Genomic DNA, 17754 nt, shown 5'->3' with positions numbered 1-17754 from the left:
TTGTACTTTAGTCTTTGGACGAAATAAATTTATAATAAACACATAACTATGAAAATTGATGCCATTCTTTGGGATTATGATGGAACATTAGTAAACTCTGTTCCAAAAAATATTGATATTACTAAAGAAATATTAGCTAAGGTCGCCCCTAGATTAACAAATGATCATCTTCCTACTTATTTAAAATCTGAGAGTCAATATCATATTGCTAATCACCAATCCAAAAACTGGCAAGATTTGTACGTAAATTATTACGGAATGACAGAGAGTGAAATGCTTGAAGCTGGCACTCTTTGGACTGAATATCAATTAAAAAACACAACCCCTGTAGAATTGTTTTCCGATATTAAACAAACTATTACTCAAATTGATTTACCTCAAGGTATTTGTTCTCAGAATTCATCAAATAATATACTTAAAGTTTTAACATCAAATAACCTTCAACATAAATTCAAATCTGTTATTGGATATGATGATATACCAAATAATATGCAAAAACCTAATCCTTTTGGAGGATTAAAATGTCTAGAGCAAATCTTTACTAATTTCTATAATAAGAACATTATATACATTGGGGATCATGAAGGAGATGTAACATTTGCTAAAAACATAAAAAAAGAATTAAACAATAATGGTACAGTCATTTCTATAGCTGTAAAGTATAGCAATTCAGACACAAAAAACTGGAATGATAAACCTGATTATGAAATCAATACACCACTTGAATTAATCTCACTTTTAAATAGTTTTTAAGTGATTCTTGAAATATTACTAAGATGTTTGCTTTTGATAATACGAAGAAATAACACTTAAAATTATAGGTTACAAGTAATTACTCGTAACCTATAATTTTTACTTTGTCACAGATACCCAATCAACAAAATCACACAAGTCAATCAATTCTTCTTGTTTTAGTTGAACTACAGTATTAGCACTACCCCCAGCAGGATAGAGTACTTGATGTTTTTTTAAAGATTCATCAAAGTAGACTTTGGTTGATTCTTTTACCTTAAAAGGACAGACTCCTCCTACTTGGTGACCTACTAACTCTTCTACATCTTCATATTTAAGCATCTTAGCTTTAATACCAAAAGTGTCTTTAAAAGTTTTATTATCTATTTTACTATTTCCTGAAGCGACGACCAAAATAGCGGCTCCCTCTTCTGGGGCATAAAGCGTTATACTCTTTGCTATTTGGTCGCTATCACAACCAATCGCAATTGCAGCTTCTCCTACAGTAGCTGTACTCTCCTTAAATTCAATAAAACGATCTTCAAAGCCCTTGCTTTTTAGATAGTCTTTCACTTTTAAATGGTTCATAATAATTAATATTGGTTTTTAAAAATAGGAATTATAATACAATTGACAAGTTTTAATAATGTAGGTTTGTTATCAATGGAGGTCAAATAATACTACCTAGTGCCATTTCAATTAGTGTTCTTAAATCTACTTTTACTTTAAATCGTTAATCTTAATTACATTTATTATGCAATCAGAAGACGATTTAAAAGCGCTTGCTAAAATCTTAGCATTTATGCGAGCAGTAAGTATTTTAATTATGCTTATGCACTTATACTGGTATTGTTATTCTTTCTTTTTAAGTATTGGAATAACACACACTGTTGTAGATCGAATACTAGTAAACTTCAACCGAACAGCAGGACTGCTTTCTCATTTACTTTATACTAAACTCTTTTGTTTGGTTTTACTTTCTTTAAGCCTGTGGGGAGGCAAAGGCGTAAAACATGAAAAGATAACAATCTCTAAAATCATAAGTGTTTTTACAGTTGGTTTTAGTTTGTTTTTTTTCAACTTCTTCTTACTTGATTTTGGATACGCTTGGAGCGCGATACTGTATATAGCAAGTACCTTCTTAGGGTATATTTTACTTCTTGTCTCAGGAGCTTGGATTAGTAGGCTCTTAAACGATAACCTTATGCAAGATGTATTTAATTTTGAAAATGAGAGTTTTATGCAAGAGACTCGTCTTATTGAAAATCAATACTCTGTTAACCTTCCTTCAAGGTTCTATTACAAAGGAAAATGGAATAGTGGTTGGATAAATATTGTTAATCCATTTCGGGCGACTATCGTTCTTGGTACTCCAGGTTCTGGTAAATCCTATGCTGTAGTGAATAGCTTTATCAAACAACAAATTGAAAAAGGATTCTCTATGTATATTTACGATTTTAAGTTCCATGACTTATCAACTATAGCTTATAATCACTTGTTATTACACAAAGATAAATATGCTATTGTTCCTAAGTTCTACGTTATAAACTTTGATGATCCAAGTCTCAGTCATCGTTGTAATCCGATTAACCCATCGTTTATGACAGATATATCTGATGCTTATGAATCAGCCTATACTATAATGCTTAACCTTAACCGCTCATGGATACAAAAACAAGGAGACTTCTTTGTGGAATCTCCAATCATCCTTTTAGCAGCTATTATTTGGTTTTTGAAGATTTATCAAAATGGTAAGTATTGTACATTCCCTCATGCTATTGAACTTTTAAATAAGAAGTATGCTGATGTATTTACTATCCTTACCTCTTATTCTGATTTAGAGAACTACCTCTCTCCTTTTATGGATGCTTGGGAAGGAGGAGCACAAGATCAATTACAAGGGCAAATAGCTTCTGCTAAAATACCGCTGTCTCGTATGATATCACCATCGCTATACTGGGTAATGACAGGAGATGATTTTACGTTAGACATCAATAATCCAGCAGCGCCTAAAATACTATGTGTAGGTAACAATCCAGATCGTCAAAACATTTACTCTGCTGCTCTTGGGCTTTATAACTCACGTATTGTAAAACTAATCAATAAAAAAGGTCAACTTAAAAGTTCTGTTATTATTGATGAATTGCCAACGATCTACTTTAGAGGACTTGATAACCTAATTGCTACTGCTCGTAGCAATAAAGTAGCTGTGTGTTTAGGATTTCAAGATTTCTCACAGCTTAACAGAGATTACGGAGATAAAGAAAGTAAAGTAATCCAAAACACAGTAGGTAATATTTTCTCAGGACAAGTAGTTGGAGATACCGCTAAAGCATTATCAGAACGCTTTGGTAAAATACTTCAAAAGCGTCAAAGTATATCCATTACTAGAAATGACCGCTCTACCTCCTTCTCTACTCAGCTTGATACCCTTATTCCAGCCTCTAAGATATCAACCCTCACTCAAGGAATGTTTGTAGGAGCTGTATCTGATAATTTTGATGAGCGTATAGAGCAAAAGATATTTCACTCAGAAATAGTCGTTGATAATGAAAAGGTGGCTAAAGAAATGAAAGCCTATCAAAAGATACCCCAGATAACTTCATTCTTAGATACTAAGGGCAATAACACCTTAGACAAGACGATTCAAGCCAATTACAGACAAGTTAAACTAGATGTTGAGTCAATTATTGAATCAGAGTTAAAACGCATTGAAAACGATCCTGAATTAGCTCATTTGATTAATAAGAAGAAGTAAACTAAAGTTAGTTCTCTAACTTACCTTGATATTTTTCTAACACATCCCATATTCCATAGAAATCTTTGCTTCCCTTTTGTCCTGAAAAAGAAGTGTTCAAAATTAAAATACGTCCTATGTTACTCTTTGGTTCAAAGAACATAAGGGAAGCTACTCCTGGGTCTCCTCCTGTATGGCCAATATAGCCTGAAAACCCAAAACCAATAAACACCCCTACATTGTAACTTTCATTGTAGGGGTTATTTTCATCTCTTTCTAAAAAATTAACCTCTTTTAATTGTGGATGAAAGAACTCTCTATAACTCTCCTTGTTTAGTAAAGTTCCCTTTTGATTGTATCCTTTTATTAATTCGGTTAGAAATAAACTCAAATCATAAACAGATGTAATAAGACCTCCATCCGGATATGTAATCATATGGTAAATAGGAAGTACTGTTTTCTTATCCGCATACAGTTTAGAGTAATTCTCAAACTTCACATTTTGAAAACTCCATCCCGAACTTTTCATTTTTAAAGGTTCTAAAATATGCTTCTCAGTAAATTCATCAAACCTCTCACCTGTTGCTTTTTCTAAAACAAAAGTAGCTAATATTGTACCTATGTTTGAATACTCATACATTGCTCCTGGTTTATAGTTAGCATACGTATCCTTTGTATTCCACTTACCTTCTTGTACTAGTATATTTTGCAAAAACTCTTCTATTGAAACAATAGAATCGGAAGGATTAAAGGTTTGCATATCATCAAAACCTAAGTTTGCCTTTTCAGTAGACATTTCTTCTTTTAAAATGTAGTTTTTACTTAAATAAAACTCATTATCTACAATACCTGAGGTATGAGTTGCTAAATGTCGAATTGTTATTGCCTTATCAGGATAAGAAGGGTTGACTACTTTAAAAGGTAGATAATTATTAATTGGATCATCTAATTTTAGCTTCCCTAATTCCTGAGCTTTTAACAATGCTACTCCTACAAATACTTTAGAGACCGAAGCTATATTTTGAATGGTTGTATCAGTATAAGGAATCTTATTTTCAACATCAGCATATCCAAATCCTTGTTGATACAAAGTCCCTTTATCATTGACAATAGAAACAGTAAATCCATTAAAATCACTTTGCTTGTAGATTTCACTAATAGCTAATGTAAGTGAATCTGTATAAGATACATCCTGTGTTTTTTTCTGTGAACTCTCTTTCTTACAAGAAATAGAAAGCACTGCTAATAAAACTAAAACAACTATTTTCTTCATCAAACTAAGAATCTATTTAAGTGATTTATGACCGAATAGCTATACTCTTTGCTTTATAGCATAGAGATATACTTTCCACTACTCACCTGCTTATTCACTAACAATAATAAACAATTCATTCCTAATACGTTATATTTTTCACCAATTATCTCACTAAGCTAGATAATGCTACGCAGTTCGCTTTCAAAAAATTCCCCCATAAATGCTTGACCTTGTCTACGCTTTATTGCGTTGCTTTTTGAGCTTGCTTAAGCATTACCTGTAGCTGCTCCATAATTAATTTAAAAATATAATATTATGGAATCTACAGTTTTAAACAACAATTGGTTAGTGGCATCAGAGATAGAACTAATCTACAAATCTAAAGTTAAAGCATCTGAAAGACCGAGAATAGACTCTTCTCATTCAGCTTTTGAAATAGCTTTAAAAGCATGGGATGAAAATAAAATTGAACTTTTAGAACAATTTAAAGTTCTTATGCTTTCGAACAATAATAGAGTACTTGGAGTACTTGAAATATCATCAGGTGGTATTACTGGAACAGTAGTAGATCTTAGATTGATATTTGCAGCTTTACTAAAAGCAAAAGCAACTGCTTTTATCTTAGTACATAATCACCCTTCTGGGAAATTACAACCAAGTAATGCGGATAGACAAATCACTCAAAAGATTAAACAAGCAAGTCAAATACTTGATATTACTCTTTTAGATCATTTAATAATAACTTCTGAGAGTTATTACTCTTTTGCAGATGAAGGCGTCTTATGACGCTTTTTTTGTTTTCAATTTGGTTCTAAATATTTTACCTTTTATATTTGCACTATTATGCAGCAATAGTAAAATAACATAGAGAAGTATAACTCTCCTTTTAAAAGGGGGCTTAATAGATTTACCTAGTACCTAAACTTTAGGGTACTGTTATTTTATTATATATAATCATGAAATCAAACAAAATAAACGGTATTGTAATATTCATTACAATCACTATTATATTAGATAGTGCCGGATTTGGTATTATCTTTCCAGTATTACCTGAATTATTAGAAAAAGTACTAAATGCCGATTTAAGCACAGCCGCTAAATATGGTGGAATACTTACCCTTGCTTATGCATTTATGCAATTTATATTTGCACCTATACTTGGTATTCTAAGTGACTATTATGGACGTAGAAATGTATTACTACTTTCTTTACTTGGATTTTCGATAGATTGCTTTATAATGGCTATAGCTACAGAATATTGGGTGTTATTTATTAGTCGGTTAATAGCGGGTATTACAGGTGCTACATTCGCAGTAGCTTCAGCTGCAATTACAGATATTACAACTAGTGCTAACAGAACCAAATACTTTGGTTATTTAAACGCTGCCTTTAATATTGGCTTTATAATAGGCCCCTTAGTAGGAGGATTATTAGGTGAGTACCATCTAAGCTATCCCTTTTACTTTGCAGGAATATTAGGTTTGTTAAACGTTACTTATGGATACTTTTATTTTCCTGAGACAAATAACTTGCGCACTAACAAGCAGATTAGTTTTGCTAGCCTATCTCCTTTACAATCTTTGAAAAGTATTCAACGATTTAAGGGACTTACAGTCTTGTTTGTAGTATTCTTTTTATTATCAACAGCTTCGCACAGTATGGAGAGTACTTGGTCATTTTTTACTATGATGCAATTTGACTGGAGTAAACAACACGTAGGATTTTCTCTAACTATAATAGGAATTATTGGTTTTGTAGTACAGGCCTATTTATTACAGTACCTTTCAAAAAAATTATCTGATCAGAAGCTTATCTACATTGGATTAACTGTAAGTTTTATAGGATTAATATTATTGGGATTTTGTACTACAGAACAACAACTGTGGATAGGAATTACAATTTATTTACTAGGAAGTATTCATCAGACAGGTTTTCAATCTATGTTGTCTAAATCTCTTGATCAACAATACCAAGGAGAACTGCAAGGAGTATTGGGAAGCTTAAATGGATTAACAACTATAATAGGCCCTCCTATTTTTACCTATTGTTTTTATCTGTTCACACATGATAATACTCCATTATACTTACCAGGTATTGCTTTTATACTATCAGCACTATTGATTAGCGTTAGTTTTTATTTAATCCTACACTATTGTAGAAAGTAACTTTATAATTACACATCCTTATTTATCAATATGTGATAGGGATGTGTAAAACATCAATAAAAATCCTTTTTGAACTTCAATTAACCTCTCTTATTCCTTTACCAAGTAGAGACCACAGTAATGAGTAATTCTCATACATGAATTTAATCCCTATAGTTAAGAGCCTTAGCTCTGGTATTTCAATAGGCAAAGTTTTTTAGCTTTTTAGCCCTTGCAAGTTCAAGTCCTTTGGATTACCGAAATAAATCTTCCTCATCCTATGAGCGTATTTATTTTGTAAAACATGCTCTTAGCTAAAAACCAAAACATAAGTGCCATGAAATTAACCAGACCCTAAGGTCATAATGCTATTTATCATGGAAAATTTAATGCACTCTAAAGTTTATGTTGGTACTTATGCAAAGTATAACAATGGTTCAATTAAAGGAGATTGGATTGAGCTAAGTAACTTTAGCTCTATTGAGGAGTTTTATGAATTTTGTTCAGAACTACATTGTGATGAAACAGATCCTGAATTTATGTTTCAAGATTGGGAAAATATTCCATCTGAGTTAATATCAGAAAGTAATCTTTCAGAAAATATCTTTTCAATCATTGAAAAAATATCAGATTTAGATTATAAAACCTTAGAAGCTTTTTCAGCTTGGATCAGCATCAGTCATCGCGATATTGCATCTGATGATATAGATTCGTTATTTGAATCATTTGAAGATGATTATCAAGGATGTTATAACAGTGAAGAAGATTTCGCTTATCAAATCATTGATGAATGTTACGATTTATCTGATTTTGTAAAATCATACTTTGATTATGACAGCTTTGCTAGAGATCTTTTTATGAGTGATTATACTTATGAAAATGGTCATGTATTTAGAAATAGTTAATTGATTATTTCAATTAGTTTACATAATAAGAAGTTATCTGAATCAGATAACTTCTTGTTTTACTTTATTAGTTTTAAACGGATGGGGTTAAAATTTATTTACTTTTGTTTCTTCATTACTTAGCCAAGTAAAGTAAGTATAGCTAAGTCTGTGCTTCTTATCTCACTAAGCAGTAATACAAAAAATATGAAAAGAATGAAACAATTAGGTGTTTTAGCCTTAACGACTTTACTTTTAGCTTCTTGTTCTGTACATGTAAAATCACATGGAAACAATGATGTTCCTCCTGGACAAATGAAAAAAGTAACAGGATCAAAGTCTGCTAAACCTTATGCTCCTGGACAGCAGAAAAAACATGCTAAAAAACATAATCACTAATAGATATAAATCAAAAGGAGTTACCTGATTTTTAGATAACTCCTTTTGATTTATTTAATTTTAGTTACTTGTTTTTAAACTCAAACCCTGTAGTACAATCTTCTTTTAAGATAAGGTAAGCATCAAACTTTTTCCCTGCTTTACTTGTCAATCCTTTTAGGAGTTTGGTTTTGCTTTGTTGTATTAGGTCAGTGATATCATCAATAGTTAGTTTTACTCCACATACCTCCCTAAACAACACCCAACTACAATCAGTATCTAAACATTTCACTACCTTTTCTCTTAGTTGAAGTGTATGCCCTTTACACTTAGGACAAGATAGATGATCTGTTTCAGTGACTGGTTTAATAGCTAAAAGCTCTGCTGTTATCTCCGTAGTATAATCTTCAATTTGCCTATGGAAATCTTCCATATTGGTTTTATTCTCTTCAATTTCTTTAAAAGCAGATTCCCACTTAACAGTTAATAGTACATCGGAGATAAGTTTATCCTTGACTATTTCATACACTTTGAGTCCTTTCTCAGTTGGAACAAGCGACTTAGCTTTTCTTATTATATAATCTCTTTTTAAAAGCGTTTCAATAATAGAAGCTCTTGTAGCTGCTGTTCCTATCCCAACATCTTTGATAATACTCTGAAGTGATTTATCCTCTATCTCTTTAGAAGCATTTTCCATAGTGGATAAAAGTGTACTCTCTGTATATAATGCTCTAGGCCTTGTTGATTTTTCAAGAGCAACTGATTCCTTAATTTTTAGGTTATCGCCTTGTTGTAAATCAGGTAAATCTATTACTACCTCATCAGTAGTAGAAAGTTCTTTTCTTACCTCTCTCCATCCAAGTTCTACTATTGAAGAAGACTTAAAACTAAACTCATAATCCAAAACATTTAAGGTTACCTCTGTTTGCTTTTTTACACAAGGTTCAAATACTGTTTCCCATACTCTTTGAGCAATCAAATGATAAATGCTCTCTTCTTTAGCGTTAATCGCTGAAGGAAGTCTATCTGTAGTTAATAGTCCATGATGATCCGTAACCTTTACATCATTTACTATCTTCTTATTAAGCCTTGCCATCTTTAGTTTTAGAAGCAGGTTACTATATCTACTATCATCTGAAAGAACCTTTAATAAGTTAGGAACCTCAGCCCATAAATCCTCTGGAATGTACTTACTCGATGTTCTTGGATAAGTGATAAACTTCTTTTCGTACAAACTCTGAGCAATACTGAGTGTTTCATCTGCTGAGAAGCCAAACAGCTCATTGGCTCTTTTTTGAAGTGAGGTTAAATCAAAAAGTAGTGGGGACTCTTCTCTTATTGTTTTATTTTCTACTTTTTGTATTTTAACCTCACTTTGTTTTTCAATTAGTTTTAAAGCTTGTTCTGCTTTTTGTTTATCCTCCCATTTATCAGTTGAAAGAGACTTAAATAATATACCTTCTTTTTGATGGACAAGCTCAATTTGATAATAGAGTTTCTTTTTAAAAGATGTGTTCTCTAAATACCGTTTACGGATAAGACTCAGTGTTGGTGTTTGTACTCTACCGAGTGAATACACCGAATCATTCATTGAAACGGTAAGCGCTTGTGAGGCGTTAATTCCAACAAGCCAGTCTGCCCTACTTCTACTGTGTCCTGCTCTAAAAAGTCCATCGAAGTCACTTCCTTCTTTAAGGTTTTGAAGTCCATCTTTAATTGCTTTTTCAGTAAGTGAACTTATCCACAACCTTTTAAATGGTTTATCACAGTTTAAATACTGGTAGATATAGCGAAAGATAAGCTCTCCTTCCCTACCTGCATCTGTGGCTACAATAATCTCAGCGCATGCTTTAAAGAGTTTATCGATAACTTTAAGCTGTTTTAAAGCTCCTAAATCAGAAATGTATTTGTTTGCTTTTTTTATCTTTCTTGGAAGTAACAAATATGACTTTGGTAAGATTGGTAAAGCTTCTCTTTTAAAACCCTGAAATCCATAATCCTCTGGCATAGCTAGTGATACTAAATGACCAATTGCCCAGGTCACACAGTAGCCGTTTCCTTCTATGTAACCATCCTTTTTTGTTTTGGCTCCAACAAGCATTGCTATCTCCCTAGCTACACTTGGTTTTTCTGCAAGAATTACAATCATAGTCTTTAGCTTTACATTTTACGTCCTTTTGTTTTTTTAGTCTCATCTGCCTGTTTTTCTGCTTGTGATTGCGCCTTTGACTGCTGTTCTTTGTTCGGGTTTTGGAAAGAGAAATCAGCCTGCTTGTTTTCTTTGTTATACGTCACATAGCCTTGATACGTATTCCCTCTTTTATCTAAAAGATCTTTGATATAAACAGCCTTGCCTTCCAATAAGTCACTTTGCTGTTTTTCAGTGAGTTCTTTTCCTCTAAAACTTTTTAAATCATCAGAGAGTTGAGATTGGTTTTGTGCTTGGTTCTGACTTTGTTTATTAGTATTGTCAAACAAAAACTCAATATGACCTTTAGCTGCGTTAAACTGAATCTCAGCATTAAATAAATTCCCTTTAGCCGAGGTCATTCCCTCTACAAGTAGTGGTTTACCCTCTTTTAAAGTTTGTAGCTGCTGTTCACTAAGTACAATGCCTTTTACCTCTTGTGGCAGTTGCATTTTCTCAACTCTTGTCACTACAAGGTTATTGGTAAGTCTATCTACGCTCACAACCGATGGAATCATTTCCTTAGTAGTTGGATGAACAAGATCCACTACCCTACCCATGTTCCCTGTTTTTAAAAGGTTGTGTTTGTCTTGTTTGGAAAACTCATGACCATAAAGCGGTACATTTAGATTTGGATACTTCTTTACGCCTTCCAGTGCCATGACCACCTTGCCTTCTTCGTTTTTCTGTAAAGACAGTCTTGCATCCAAAGAAAATACCGCTGATCCTAAGTCTAAATTTACAGCCACCAAATCCTTGGTTTTATAACCTTGTAATAGTGGTTCTAACAAATCCATTTCTTGAAGCTTTTCTTTTGATAGCCCAAGCCTTGAAAGTGAATCCCAATCAATGTCCTTAATATCAAACTTGTTAGAATTATACTGCCCCTCTTCTTTTGTGGGTTCGGCAACTGTGTTCTCTTTCTTTGGCTCATTACCTATCTCTGTTATTTGGTGCTTTAAAAACAGCTCGTGAGTAGGTCCTGATTGATTGAGTTCTTTTTGCATTTGATTAGCCATCTTGATAGTCAAAAGCTCTGGAACTCTAAAAAAAGTAAACTGTGTTGGATTTTTAAGTTGGCTGAAAAAATTAGAAAAGAAGTTGGAAAAGAAATCTCCGTTACGATCTACTTTTAAAAATTGATTTTGATTCTTTTTAGTTGGTGGTACTGTTTCAAGTTTACCTTCTTTATCCAGTCCTTTAACTACTTGGATCTTATTCTTTGTTTTGTCGTTGACAAGAAGCACATCGTGCTCTACTTGTCTTTCTGTGTTTTCTGTACTCATAATACCTAGTTTTAAATGATTAAAAACTTAAAACTAAAGCCAAGAGAGTCTGCTTAGTAAATAGTATGCTTTAAAGGTCACTCTTGGCTTTTAGCTGCTATTTACTTCTTGCGTACAGGATGTTTAAAACATTCTCTGATAAACTGATTGACATCTGAGCGTTTGTAGTAAAGTTTACCACTAATTGTATAATAAGGAAGTCTACCATCTGAGCGGTAACGTTGTAAGGAACGTGGACTTATTTTAAAAAGTGCCATTACATCTTGACTGTCTAAAAGCTCTTCTCCATCTATAATTTGAGTTTTTATAGGCAGGTCTTTTATATGTTCTGACAAATGATCAAAGCGCGTCATAATACGCTCCATCCATAAAAGGAATTCTGTGCGATCTATATTCATAATGTTAGAATTTAATAGGTTAATTAAATTTGTTAGCTAACATTACAAAAGAACAAAGCTTGGCAGAATAAATCTGCCAAGCTTTGCCAATGGGTTAGTATATTTTATTTATTTCTATTCTTTTATAAGCTTCGCTCAAAGTCATCACAAAGTTGTGCCAAAATATCTTTTGTCTCTCTCTTAAAAAATTCTCCTAATTCTTTATTCTTAATCGTATATTTTCTGTATAGTCTTGAAAAATCTTTCAATATTTCTTCTTGAGAAAATGAAGAGCTAATTGCTTTTATTTTAGCAATTAATCGTTTACCATCCACATCTGATTTAATGTACTCAAAGAATAATGTGATTTTTTCTTCAAAATCTTTAATTAGCACATCAATTTCTTCTTCTTCTTGGTTTCGTTTTTCAATAACCTTTAGAATATTATATTTGAATTTATTCGGTTTATCATTGTCTGTTGGTGTAGGGTTCTTCGTTTTACTTTCTTTTTCTTTGTAATCCTTTGGAGCGATAATACCGATTCTATTATCAAAATAGATTTCTACATCATCTATGATTTCATCATCTCTGTGAATTTGATTATAAATCATATTATACTTTTGCCAAAACTCTACGAAAATTTCTTCTGAATACTTTTTATCTAATTCAATAACAAACTCTATTAAATTTAGTATTTTAAAGTATTTCAGTATTTTTGATTTAATTGCTTTAGCATCTTTCTCATTATTATGAATAAAGGTATCTAAATCATTTTCTAATTCTACAATAGTTTGTACTTCTAACTTCCCTTCTTTATAAGATTTAAAATTGGCAAAATGCTTTTTGAATAAATTTTCTGCTTTTAATTCTTTATATATTTCTGTCAATCTTTCTTCATCTCCTAATGGATCAAAATCTGAAACCACTACATTAGAAAAATGCTCAAAAGCTTCTTTTATATTTTTTACATTAATGTTTTTATAAGAGAAATCTACAATTTTACAATCGTTCTTATATTTAGCAGTACGGTTTACTCTTGAAATCGTTTGAATCGCGTTAATTCCTCTAATTTCTTTATCTAAAAATAAGGTATGTAATTTAGGTTCATCAAATCCTGTTTGTAATTTATCTACAACGATGATAATCCCATTTTTAGCTATTTTAAAGTTTTGTAAAACACGTTCTTCACTTAAACCACCATTTAAACCACTACAACTTTGATGTTCTTGACTATCTGAATAAACGATATATACAGGAGCTTCTGCAAAGCGTTCGTATTTTGGTTGTTTGGTTATTTCAGTATAATATTTTGATATAAAGTTTTTATACTTAACAGCCGCTGGAATAGATGAAGCAGAAAGCATCGCTTTGGCTTGACCTCTTATTTGATGATAAACCGTAGCTACTAATCTTTCTACTACAAATTTTGAAATGGCTTCTATACGTTCGGTATTCAGGTATATTTTCTTTTTACGAATCGCATATTTCTTCCCATATTCATCAATACCTGTATCGGTGTCGTCAGGTATTGGGTCAAAACCATATCCCATATCCCCTTCAAAACCTTCTAAATCATTGTCAGGTACTTCGAAATACATCTTAGCTGAAACAGGAACAATCCCTCTAATTGGATTCAAAATATAACCATCTTCAATCGCTTCACGCATGGTATAGCTATCAAAAGGAATCCATAATTTTTCAGCTTCTGCATAACGATTGTACTCACCAAATCTGGCTAATGTATGGTCGCTTGGTGTTGCTGTAAAACCAATGATTAAATTCTTTTTGGTACGTTGTTGTGTATAGGCATCGTTATTATCGAAACTAGCTTGTAATTCGTCAAAAACGCTTAACATTTCTTCGTGTTGAGCACCACTATTGCTACGGTGTATCTCATCAATTAAAAATGCTATTCTAAGATTAGCTAAATTTTTAACAACCGTTTCATCTAAAATGGTATTGACAGAACCAAACTTTTGTAAGTTGACTACTACAATTCTTTTATCAGAACTTAAAGCATCAATAAAACTTTTACGGTCTGTCGCTTCTATGAACATTGCTTTTTGAATGTTCATATTGTGCATTTTAGAATCTAATTGATCTCTTAATTGTAAACGGTCTACCACCAACATTACTTTGTCGCACACATATTCGCCTTCTTTGCGTAAGTCTTTTAATTGTAATGCTGTCCAACCAATAATATTTGATTTACCAAAACCAGCTGCGTATTGTAATAATAACGAATACACATTTTTGTTGTTTTGGTATTTTAAACGCTTGTTTACTAATTCCTGTACACGCTCTTCTCCAATCCCTTTATCTCGTAATTCGGTTTCTAATTTTTTGATAAAATAGTCTGGTTCTTGTTCATGTTTTAAAAATTCTTCTACTTTGGCTAAAACCTTATCTGTACCAAACTTTTGTTTAGGACGTGGCGAAATTAAACGACCGTCATTATGTTTGTATTCTTTGGTTTTGCTTCCTTCTTTTTTGATAAGTTCACGCTCGATAAAGTTGTAGTATAGAATTTCTTTTTCTATCATTTTTTTATCGTACAAGGCTCTAAACACTTCTTCGAAACGTGCTAATTTATCTGCTTTAGGATTGGCTAATGGATAGGGTTTAAAATCTTTAACCATTTTCTTTTCGTAATCCGAAAAATCATAATCACCTTTGGTAACTGTTGCTTTAATATCATCAAAAAAAGTAGATATATTTCTTATTACAAAGGTATCTGATAAATCGGTAGCCGTGATATGAATTGCTTTTTCGAAAATATGTAAGAAGTCTTTACGAATGGTTTGTGAAATATCGTTTTTATCTGCTATTACCAAATATTCTTGTGTAGCAGATAGGTAATCTTTCATTACTTTATGACGACCATTTTTACCTGCTGTTTGGTTGTTCCAATTGCTTTTTAATTCGCTATAACCTAAATATATACCGTTTAAGAAAAAAGATAGATCGGGACGAAATGAAAATCTCGTTTTGCCTTCGTGTTTAAATACATAGGGTAACTCTTGTACAATGGTAAATATGTTTTCATGGAATAATTTGTCTTCTTGTAATACACTACCACTTGGATAGAATAGATGCAATTTTACCCCTTCGAAAGTTACTGACTTATTTGAATTGATAAATACCGCCATATTCATAGATGATTTTATTTTATCCTCTAAGAATGAAGTAAAAGCATCCATTAAGTCTTTTTCGGAATCAAATTTTTTAAGCAATTTTTTATAATTGCTCTTGTTGAGTGATGATTCTGAAATAAAGTATTTTAAATCTTCTGTGATAAAAAATTTAGGAGAAACAGTATTCGCTTTCGCTTCTTTGTAACCTAATCCTTCTTTAATGTTAGTAAAGAAATGTATGATGTATTTATCTTGTAAGTCGAGTTCTTTCATAATTATAGTTCACGGTTATTTTATAAATATTGGTTGGTTTTGCCAATATGGTGGAAATCCCATTTTGTAGAATGGTACATTAGGGAATTGTTGTATTAAATCTACTAATTCTTTTTTTAACGAATGCCCTGGAGATATTTTATCATTTAAATAAATCATCCCTGCTAATAACGGAAATATTTTCTTTAAATGATTTTGATTGGGTGTAAAATCTAATAATATTGTTTCCATATTTTTAGGCCAAGAATATTGCGTAATTAGTACTTTATTCCACAATCTACTATGATGTGCAACAATATTTCTAACTAATGTGATACTACGCAACCAACTTGAAAAATCGGCCGAACTTGCTAAACCAAATTCATTGGCTATTGTAGATTTAGCAGGTGATTGATGTTGTAGGTTATCATAAATTTTAGAAAGTGTACCTAATGTAACTACTTCTAAAGCTTTCCATGCTTCGGGGTAATCGTTTTTATGATTTTTGTAGTGCGATTTCATGAATTCTTCACTACTACTTTTCATCTCGCGATTGAGTTTGGATAAAAATTCAGCGTGTTGCACTTTGTTTGTAAATATCGATTGATCAATATACCAACATTCACCATAAAGTAAGGATAAATGATAGATAAGTTTGGTACGCAAAGCAATCTCGATACGTTCTATGGCATTGAACACTAATAATCTGAAATGTCTATCGAAATTATACAAATCAATAACATCTTCGAAATAAGATTGAGGTGCAAAATGATGATTGATTTTATCATCTTGCATATCCCACCAGTAGCCTTTTAAGCGATAATAGGATATATTCTCTAAAAAGTGAACTGCATTATTCACATCACGAAATAACATATCGCGACTTTGCAATAACTGTATTTGATCTGTAATAGTTCTCGGATTTTTACCTGCCATTATGAAGATGGAATTTACGAACAGGTATAAAATAAAAAGACCCGCAAGCTGTTCTTATGGGAAGCAGTACGGGTACCGTTGATGCAAAGGTACTCATAATTTTTAAATTACAAAATATTTTAAAATAAATCTGCATCTGTTGTTCTTACTTTACCACTTTTATTTTACCTGTTACTACGTCGTTGATTAATGTTTTGCGTAACAATTTTAAGGTGTCTATTTGTTTACCTATATTACTTACGATACCATCTATGGTTGTTGTTTTATGGTCTATATAATTTGCAATGTCCTGTTGTTCTGATAAGGTCGGTGGTAAGAAGATTTCAAAATCTGTTACCTTTTCCATTTTAAGGTTAATTCTTGTAAAACCTTTTCCTTCTACGATTAATCGTTGTCTGTAAATATTTGACAACAATAAATAATTCAAGAAATAAGGATTGCATTTGTTTTGATTAACTCTATATCCTTTACAGAAACTATTAAGATAAGCTTCATCAATATCATCTGCTAATACTGCTGTCTTACCAATATCTCCATAACCTTCTGAACTCATTAAGAAAAACAAATCTCCTTTGCGAACTTTGTTTTGTTTTTCCCCAGGATTTATAATTACAGTACCTAAATGGTCTTTCTTTAAATACGTGTTATTTGCGATGTTGGTAAAAGGTATAAAACCACGATTATTAGGATTATCCTCTTGATTGAAATCATCACCACTTTTACCTGACAAACCACTAAATAATTTCCCTAAATCTTTTAATCGATACTTAGTCCAATTTGCAGGCGTTTTGAAACCCAAATCATTTATTGACAGTTCTTGGTTTGAAATACCTTGTGTAACAGCTTTAGCAATTATTGTGTTTTTTAACTTCTTATACGTTTCTATCTTTTGTTCTAAAAGCGTTACTTTTTTATCAATAGCTTGGGTTTTCTCATCAATATAATTTGTAATTATATTTTGACTTTCAATACTGGGTATAATAACCTCAAAGTTATTAACCTTTTCAATTTTTAAATTTATTCTTGTAAACCCTTTACCTTCTACTTTAAGAATTTCACGATAACAAACACTTGATAGTAAATAATTCAAGAAATAAGGATTGCATTTATTTTGATTAACTCTATATCCTTTACAGAAACTATTAAGATAAGCTTCATCAATATCATCTGCTAATACTGCTGTTTTACCAATATCTCCATAACCTTCTGAACTCATTAAGAAAAACAAATCTCCTTTGCGAACTTTATTTTGTTTTTCACCAGGGTTTATAACTACAGTACCTAAATGGTCTTTCTTTAAATACGTGTTATTTGCGATGTTGGTAAAAGGTATAAAACCACGATTATTAGGATTATCCTCTTGATTGAAATCATCACCACTTTTACCTGACAAACCACTAAATAATTTCCCTAAATCTTTTAATCGATATTTATTTCTAATACTATCCATA

General features: G+C 31.8%; 14 protein-coding genes. 6 read left to right on the top strand and 8 right to left on the bottom strand.

Features of this window, described 5'->3' with window-relative positions; genetic code table 11:
- The first annotated feature begins 48 nt into the window (after nt 1-48).
- Entirely contained in the window at nt 49-753 is a 705-nt protein-coding gene (locus tag H4K33_RS00510) for an HAD family hydrolase (RefSeq protein WP_182646551.1), read from the top strand.
- A 99-nt stretch (nt 754-852) separates the two neighbouring features.
- On the opposite strand, the gene H4K33_RS00505 is transcribed toward H4K33_RS00510, so the two are convergent.
- Nucleotides 853-1320, bottom strand: a complete 468-nt coding sequence (locus tag H4K33_RS00505) for a YbaK/EbsC family protein (RefSeq protein ID WP_182646550.1) — start codon at nt 1318-1320, stop codon at nt 853-855.
- A 166-nt stretch (nt 1321-1486) separates the two neighbouring features.
- Between H4K33_RS00505 and mobC the strand changes: the two genes are divergently transcribed.
- Nucleotides 1487-3490 carry a conjugal transfer protein MobC gene (gene mobC, locus H4K33_RS00500; protein ID WP_182646549.1) on the top strand — a complete coding sequence of 668 codons (2004 nt, stop codon included), beginning with the start codon at nt 1487-1489 and terminating at the stop codon, nt 3488-3490.
- 7 nt (nt 3491-3497) lie between these two features.
- On the opposite strand, the gene H4K33_RS00495 is transcribed toward mobC, so the two are convergent.
- The gene (locus H4K33_RS00495) at nt 3498-4742 is read right to left on the bottom strand and encodes a serine hydrolase (RefSeq protein ID WP_182646548.1); all 1245 of its coding nucleotides are present in this window, start codon (nt 4740-4742) and stop codon (nt 3498-3500) included.
- A gap of 297 nt (nt 4743-5039) precedes the next feature.
- On the opposite strand from H4K33_RS00495, the gene H4K33_RS00490 reads away from it, so the two are divergent.
- The 4 genes from H4K33_RS00490 to H4K33_RS00475 all read left to right on the top strand — a co-directional run bounded on the left by H4K33_RS00490 (nt 5040) and on the right by H4K33_RS00475 (nt 8151).
- Nucleotides 5040-5510 (top strand): RadC family protein, encoded by a 471-nt coding sequence (locus H4K33_RS00490; RefSeq protein ID WP_182646547.1) that lies wholly within the window; start codon nt 5040-5042, stop codon nt 5508-5510.
- A 170-nt stretch (nt 5511-5680) separates the two neighbouring features.
- A complete protein-coding gene (locus H4K33_RS00485; RefSeq protein WP_182646546.1) occupies nt 5681-6889 on the top strand; it encodes a TCR/Tet family MFS transporter in 1209 nt (402 codons plus the stop codon).
- A gap of 356 nt (nt 6890-7245) precedes the next feature.
- On the top strand, nt 7246-7773 hold the full coding sequence (locus tag H4K33_RS00480) for an antirestriction protein ArdA (protein WP_182646545.1): 528 nt from the start codon (nt 7246-7248) through the stop codon (nt 7771-7773).
- A gap of 186 nt (nt 7774-7959) precedes the next feature.
- A complete protein-coding gene (locus tag H4K33_RS00475) occupies nt 7960-8151 on the top strand; it encodes a hypothetical protein (RefSeq protein WP_182646544.1) in 192 nt (63 codons plus the stop codon).
- Between the two features lie 64 nt (nt 8152-8215).
- Here H4K33_RS00475 and H4K33_RS00470 read toward each other — a convergent pair whose 3' ends face one another.
- The 6 genes from H4K33_RS00470 to H4K33_RS00445 form a co-directional block, all read right to left on the bottom strand.
- Nucleotides 8216-10279 carry a type IA DNA topoisomerase gene (locus H4K33_RS00470; RefSeq protein WP_182646543.1) on the bottom strand — a complete coding sequence of 688 codons (2064 nt, stop codon included), beginning with the start codon at nt 10277-10279 and terminating at the stop codon, nt 8216-8218.
- An 11-nt stretch (nt 10280-10290) separates the two neighbouring features.
- A complete protein-coding gene (locus H4K33_RS00465; protein WP_182646542.1) occupies nt 10291-11604 on the bottom strand; it encodes a DUF3945 domain-containing protein in 1314 nt (437 codons plus the stop codon).
- Nucleotides 11605-11705: 101 nt separating this feature from the next.
- Nucleotides 11706-12002, bottom strand: coding sequence for a helix-turn-helix domain-containing protein (locus H4K33_RS00460; RefSeq protein WP_182646541.1), 297 nt, complete (start codon nt 12000-12002; stop codon nt 11706-11708).
- A gap of 122 nt (nt 12003-12124) precedes the next feature.
- On the bottom strand, nt 12125-15388 hold the full coding sequence (locus H4K33_RS00455) for a DEAD/DEAH box helicase family protein (protein WP_182646540.1): 3264 nt from the start codon (nt 15386-15388) through the stop codon (nt 12125-12127).
- A gap of 15 nt (nt 15389-15403) precedes the next feature.
- Entirely contained in the window at nt 15404-16303 is a 900-nt protein-coding gene (locus H4K33_RS00450) for an Abi family protein (protein ID WP_182646539.1), read from the bottom strand.
- A 145-nt stretch (nt 16304-16448) separates the two neighbouring features.
- Nucleotides 16449-17753, bottom strand: coding sequence for a restriction endonuclease subunit S (locus H4K33_RS00445; RefSeq protein WP_182646538.1), 1305 nt, complete (start codon nt 17751-17753; stop codon nt 16449-16451).
- Between the last annotated feature and the right edge of the window lies 1 nt (nt 17754).

The sequence above is a fragment of the Myroides sp. WP-1 genome (assembly GCF_014145635.1).
Taxonomy (GTDB): Bacteria; Bacteroidota; Bacteroidia; order Flavobacteriales; family Flavobacteriaceae; genus Flavobacterium.
The sequence above is the reverse complement of the archived record's forward strand: the minus strand, read 5'-3'. Positions and strand labels throughout refer to the sequence as shown.

Coding starts and splice junctions, on each gene's coding strand:
- H4K33_RS00510 (WP_182646551.1), top strand. CDS start 49: ATGAAAATTGATGCCATTCTTTGGGATTATGATGGAACATTAGTAAAC.
- H4K33_RS00505 (WP_182646550.1), bottom strand. CDS start 1,320: ATGAACCATTTAAAAGTGAAAGACTATCTAAAAAGCAAGGGCTTTGAA.
- mobC (WP_182646549.1), top strand. CDS start 1,487: ATGCAATCAGAAGACGATTTAAAAGCGCTTGCTAAAATCTTAGCATTT.
- H4K33_RS00495 (WP_182646548.1), bottom strand. CDS start 4,742: ATGAAGAAAATAGTTGTTTTAGTTTTATTAGCAGTGCTTTCTATTTCT.
- H4K33_RS00490 (WP_182646547.1), top strand. CDS start 5,040: ATGGAATCTACAGTTTTAAACAACAATTGGTTAGTGGCATCAGAGATA.
- H4K33_RS00485 (WP_182646546.1), top strand. CDS start 5,681: ATGAAATCAAACAAAATAAACGGTATTGTAATATTCATTACAATCACT.
- H4K33_RS00480 (WP_182646545.1), top strand. CDS start 7,246: ATGGAAAATTTAATGCACTCTAAAGTTTATGTTGGTACTTATGCAAAG.
- H4K33_RS00475 (WP_182646544.1), top strand. CDS start 7,960: ATGAAAAGAATGAAACAATTAGGTGTTTTAGCCTTAACGACTTTACTT.
- H4K33_RS00470 (WP_182646543.1), bottom strand. CDS start 10,279: ATGATTGTAATTCTTGCAGAAAAACCAAGTGTAGCTAGGGAGATAGCA.
- H4K33_RS00465 (WP_182646542.1), bottom strand. CDS start 11,604: ATGAGTACAGAAAACACAGAAAGACAAGTAGAGCACGATGTGCTTCTT.
- H4K33_RS00460 (WP_182646541.1), bottom strand. CDS start 12,002: ATGAATATAGATCGCACAGAATTCCTTTTATGGATGGAGCGTATTATG.
- H4K33_RS00455 (WP_182646540.1), bottom strand. CDS start 15,388: ATGAAAGAACTCGACTTACAAGATAAATACATCATACATTTCTTTACT.
- H4K33_RS00450 (WP_182646539.1), bottom strand. CDS start 16,303: ATGGCAGGTAAAAATCCGAGAACTATTACAGATCAAATACAGTTATTG.
- H4K33_RS00445 (WP_182646538.1), bottom strand. CDS start 17,753: ATGGATAGTATTAGAAATAAATATCGATTAAAAGATTTAGGGAAATTA.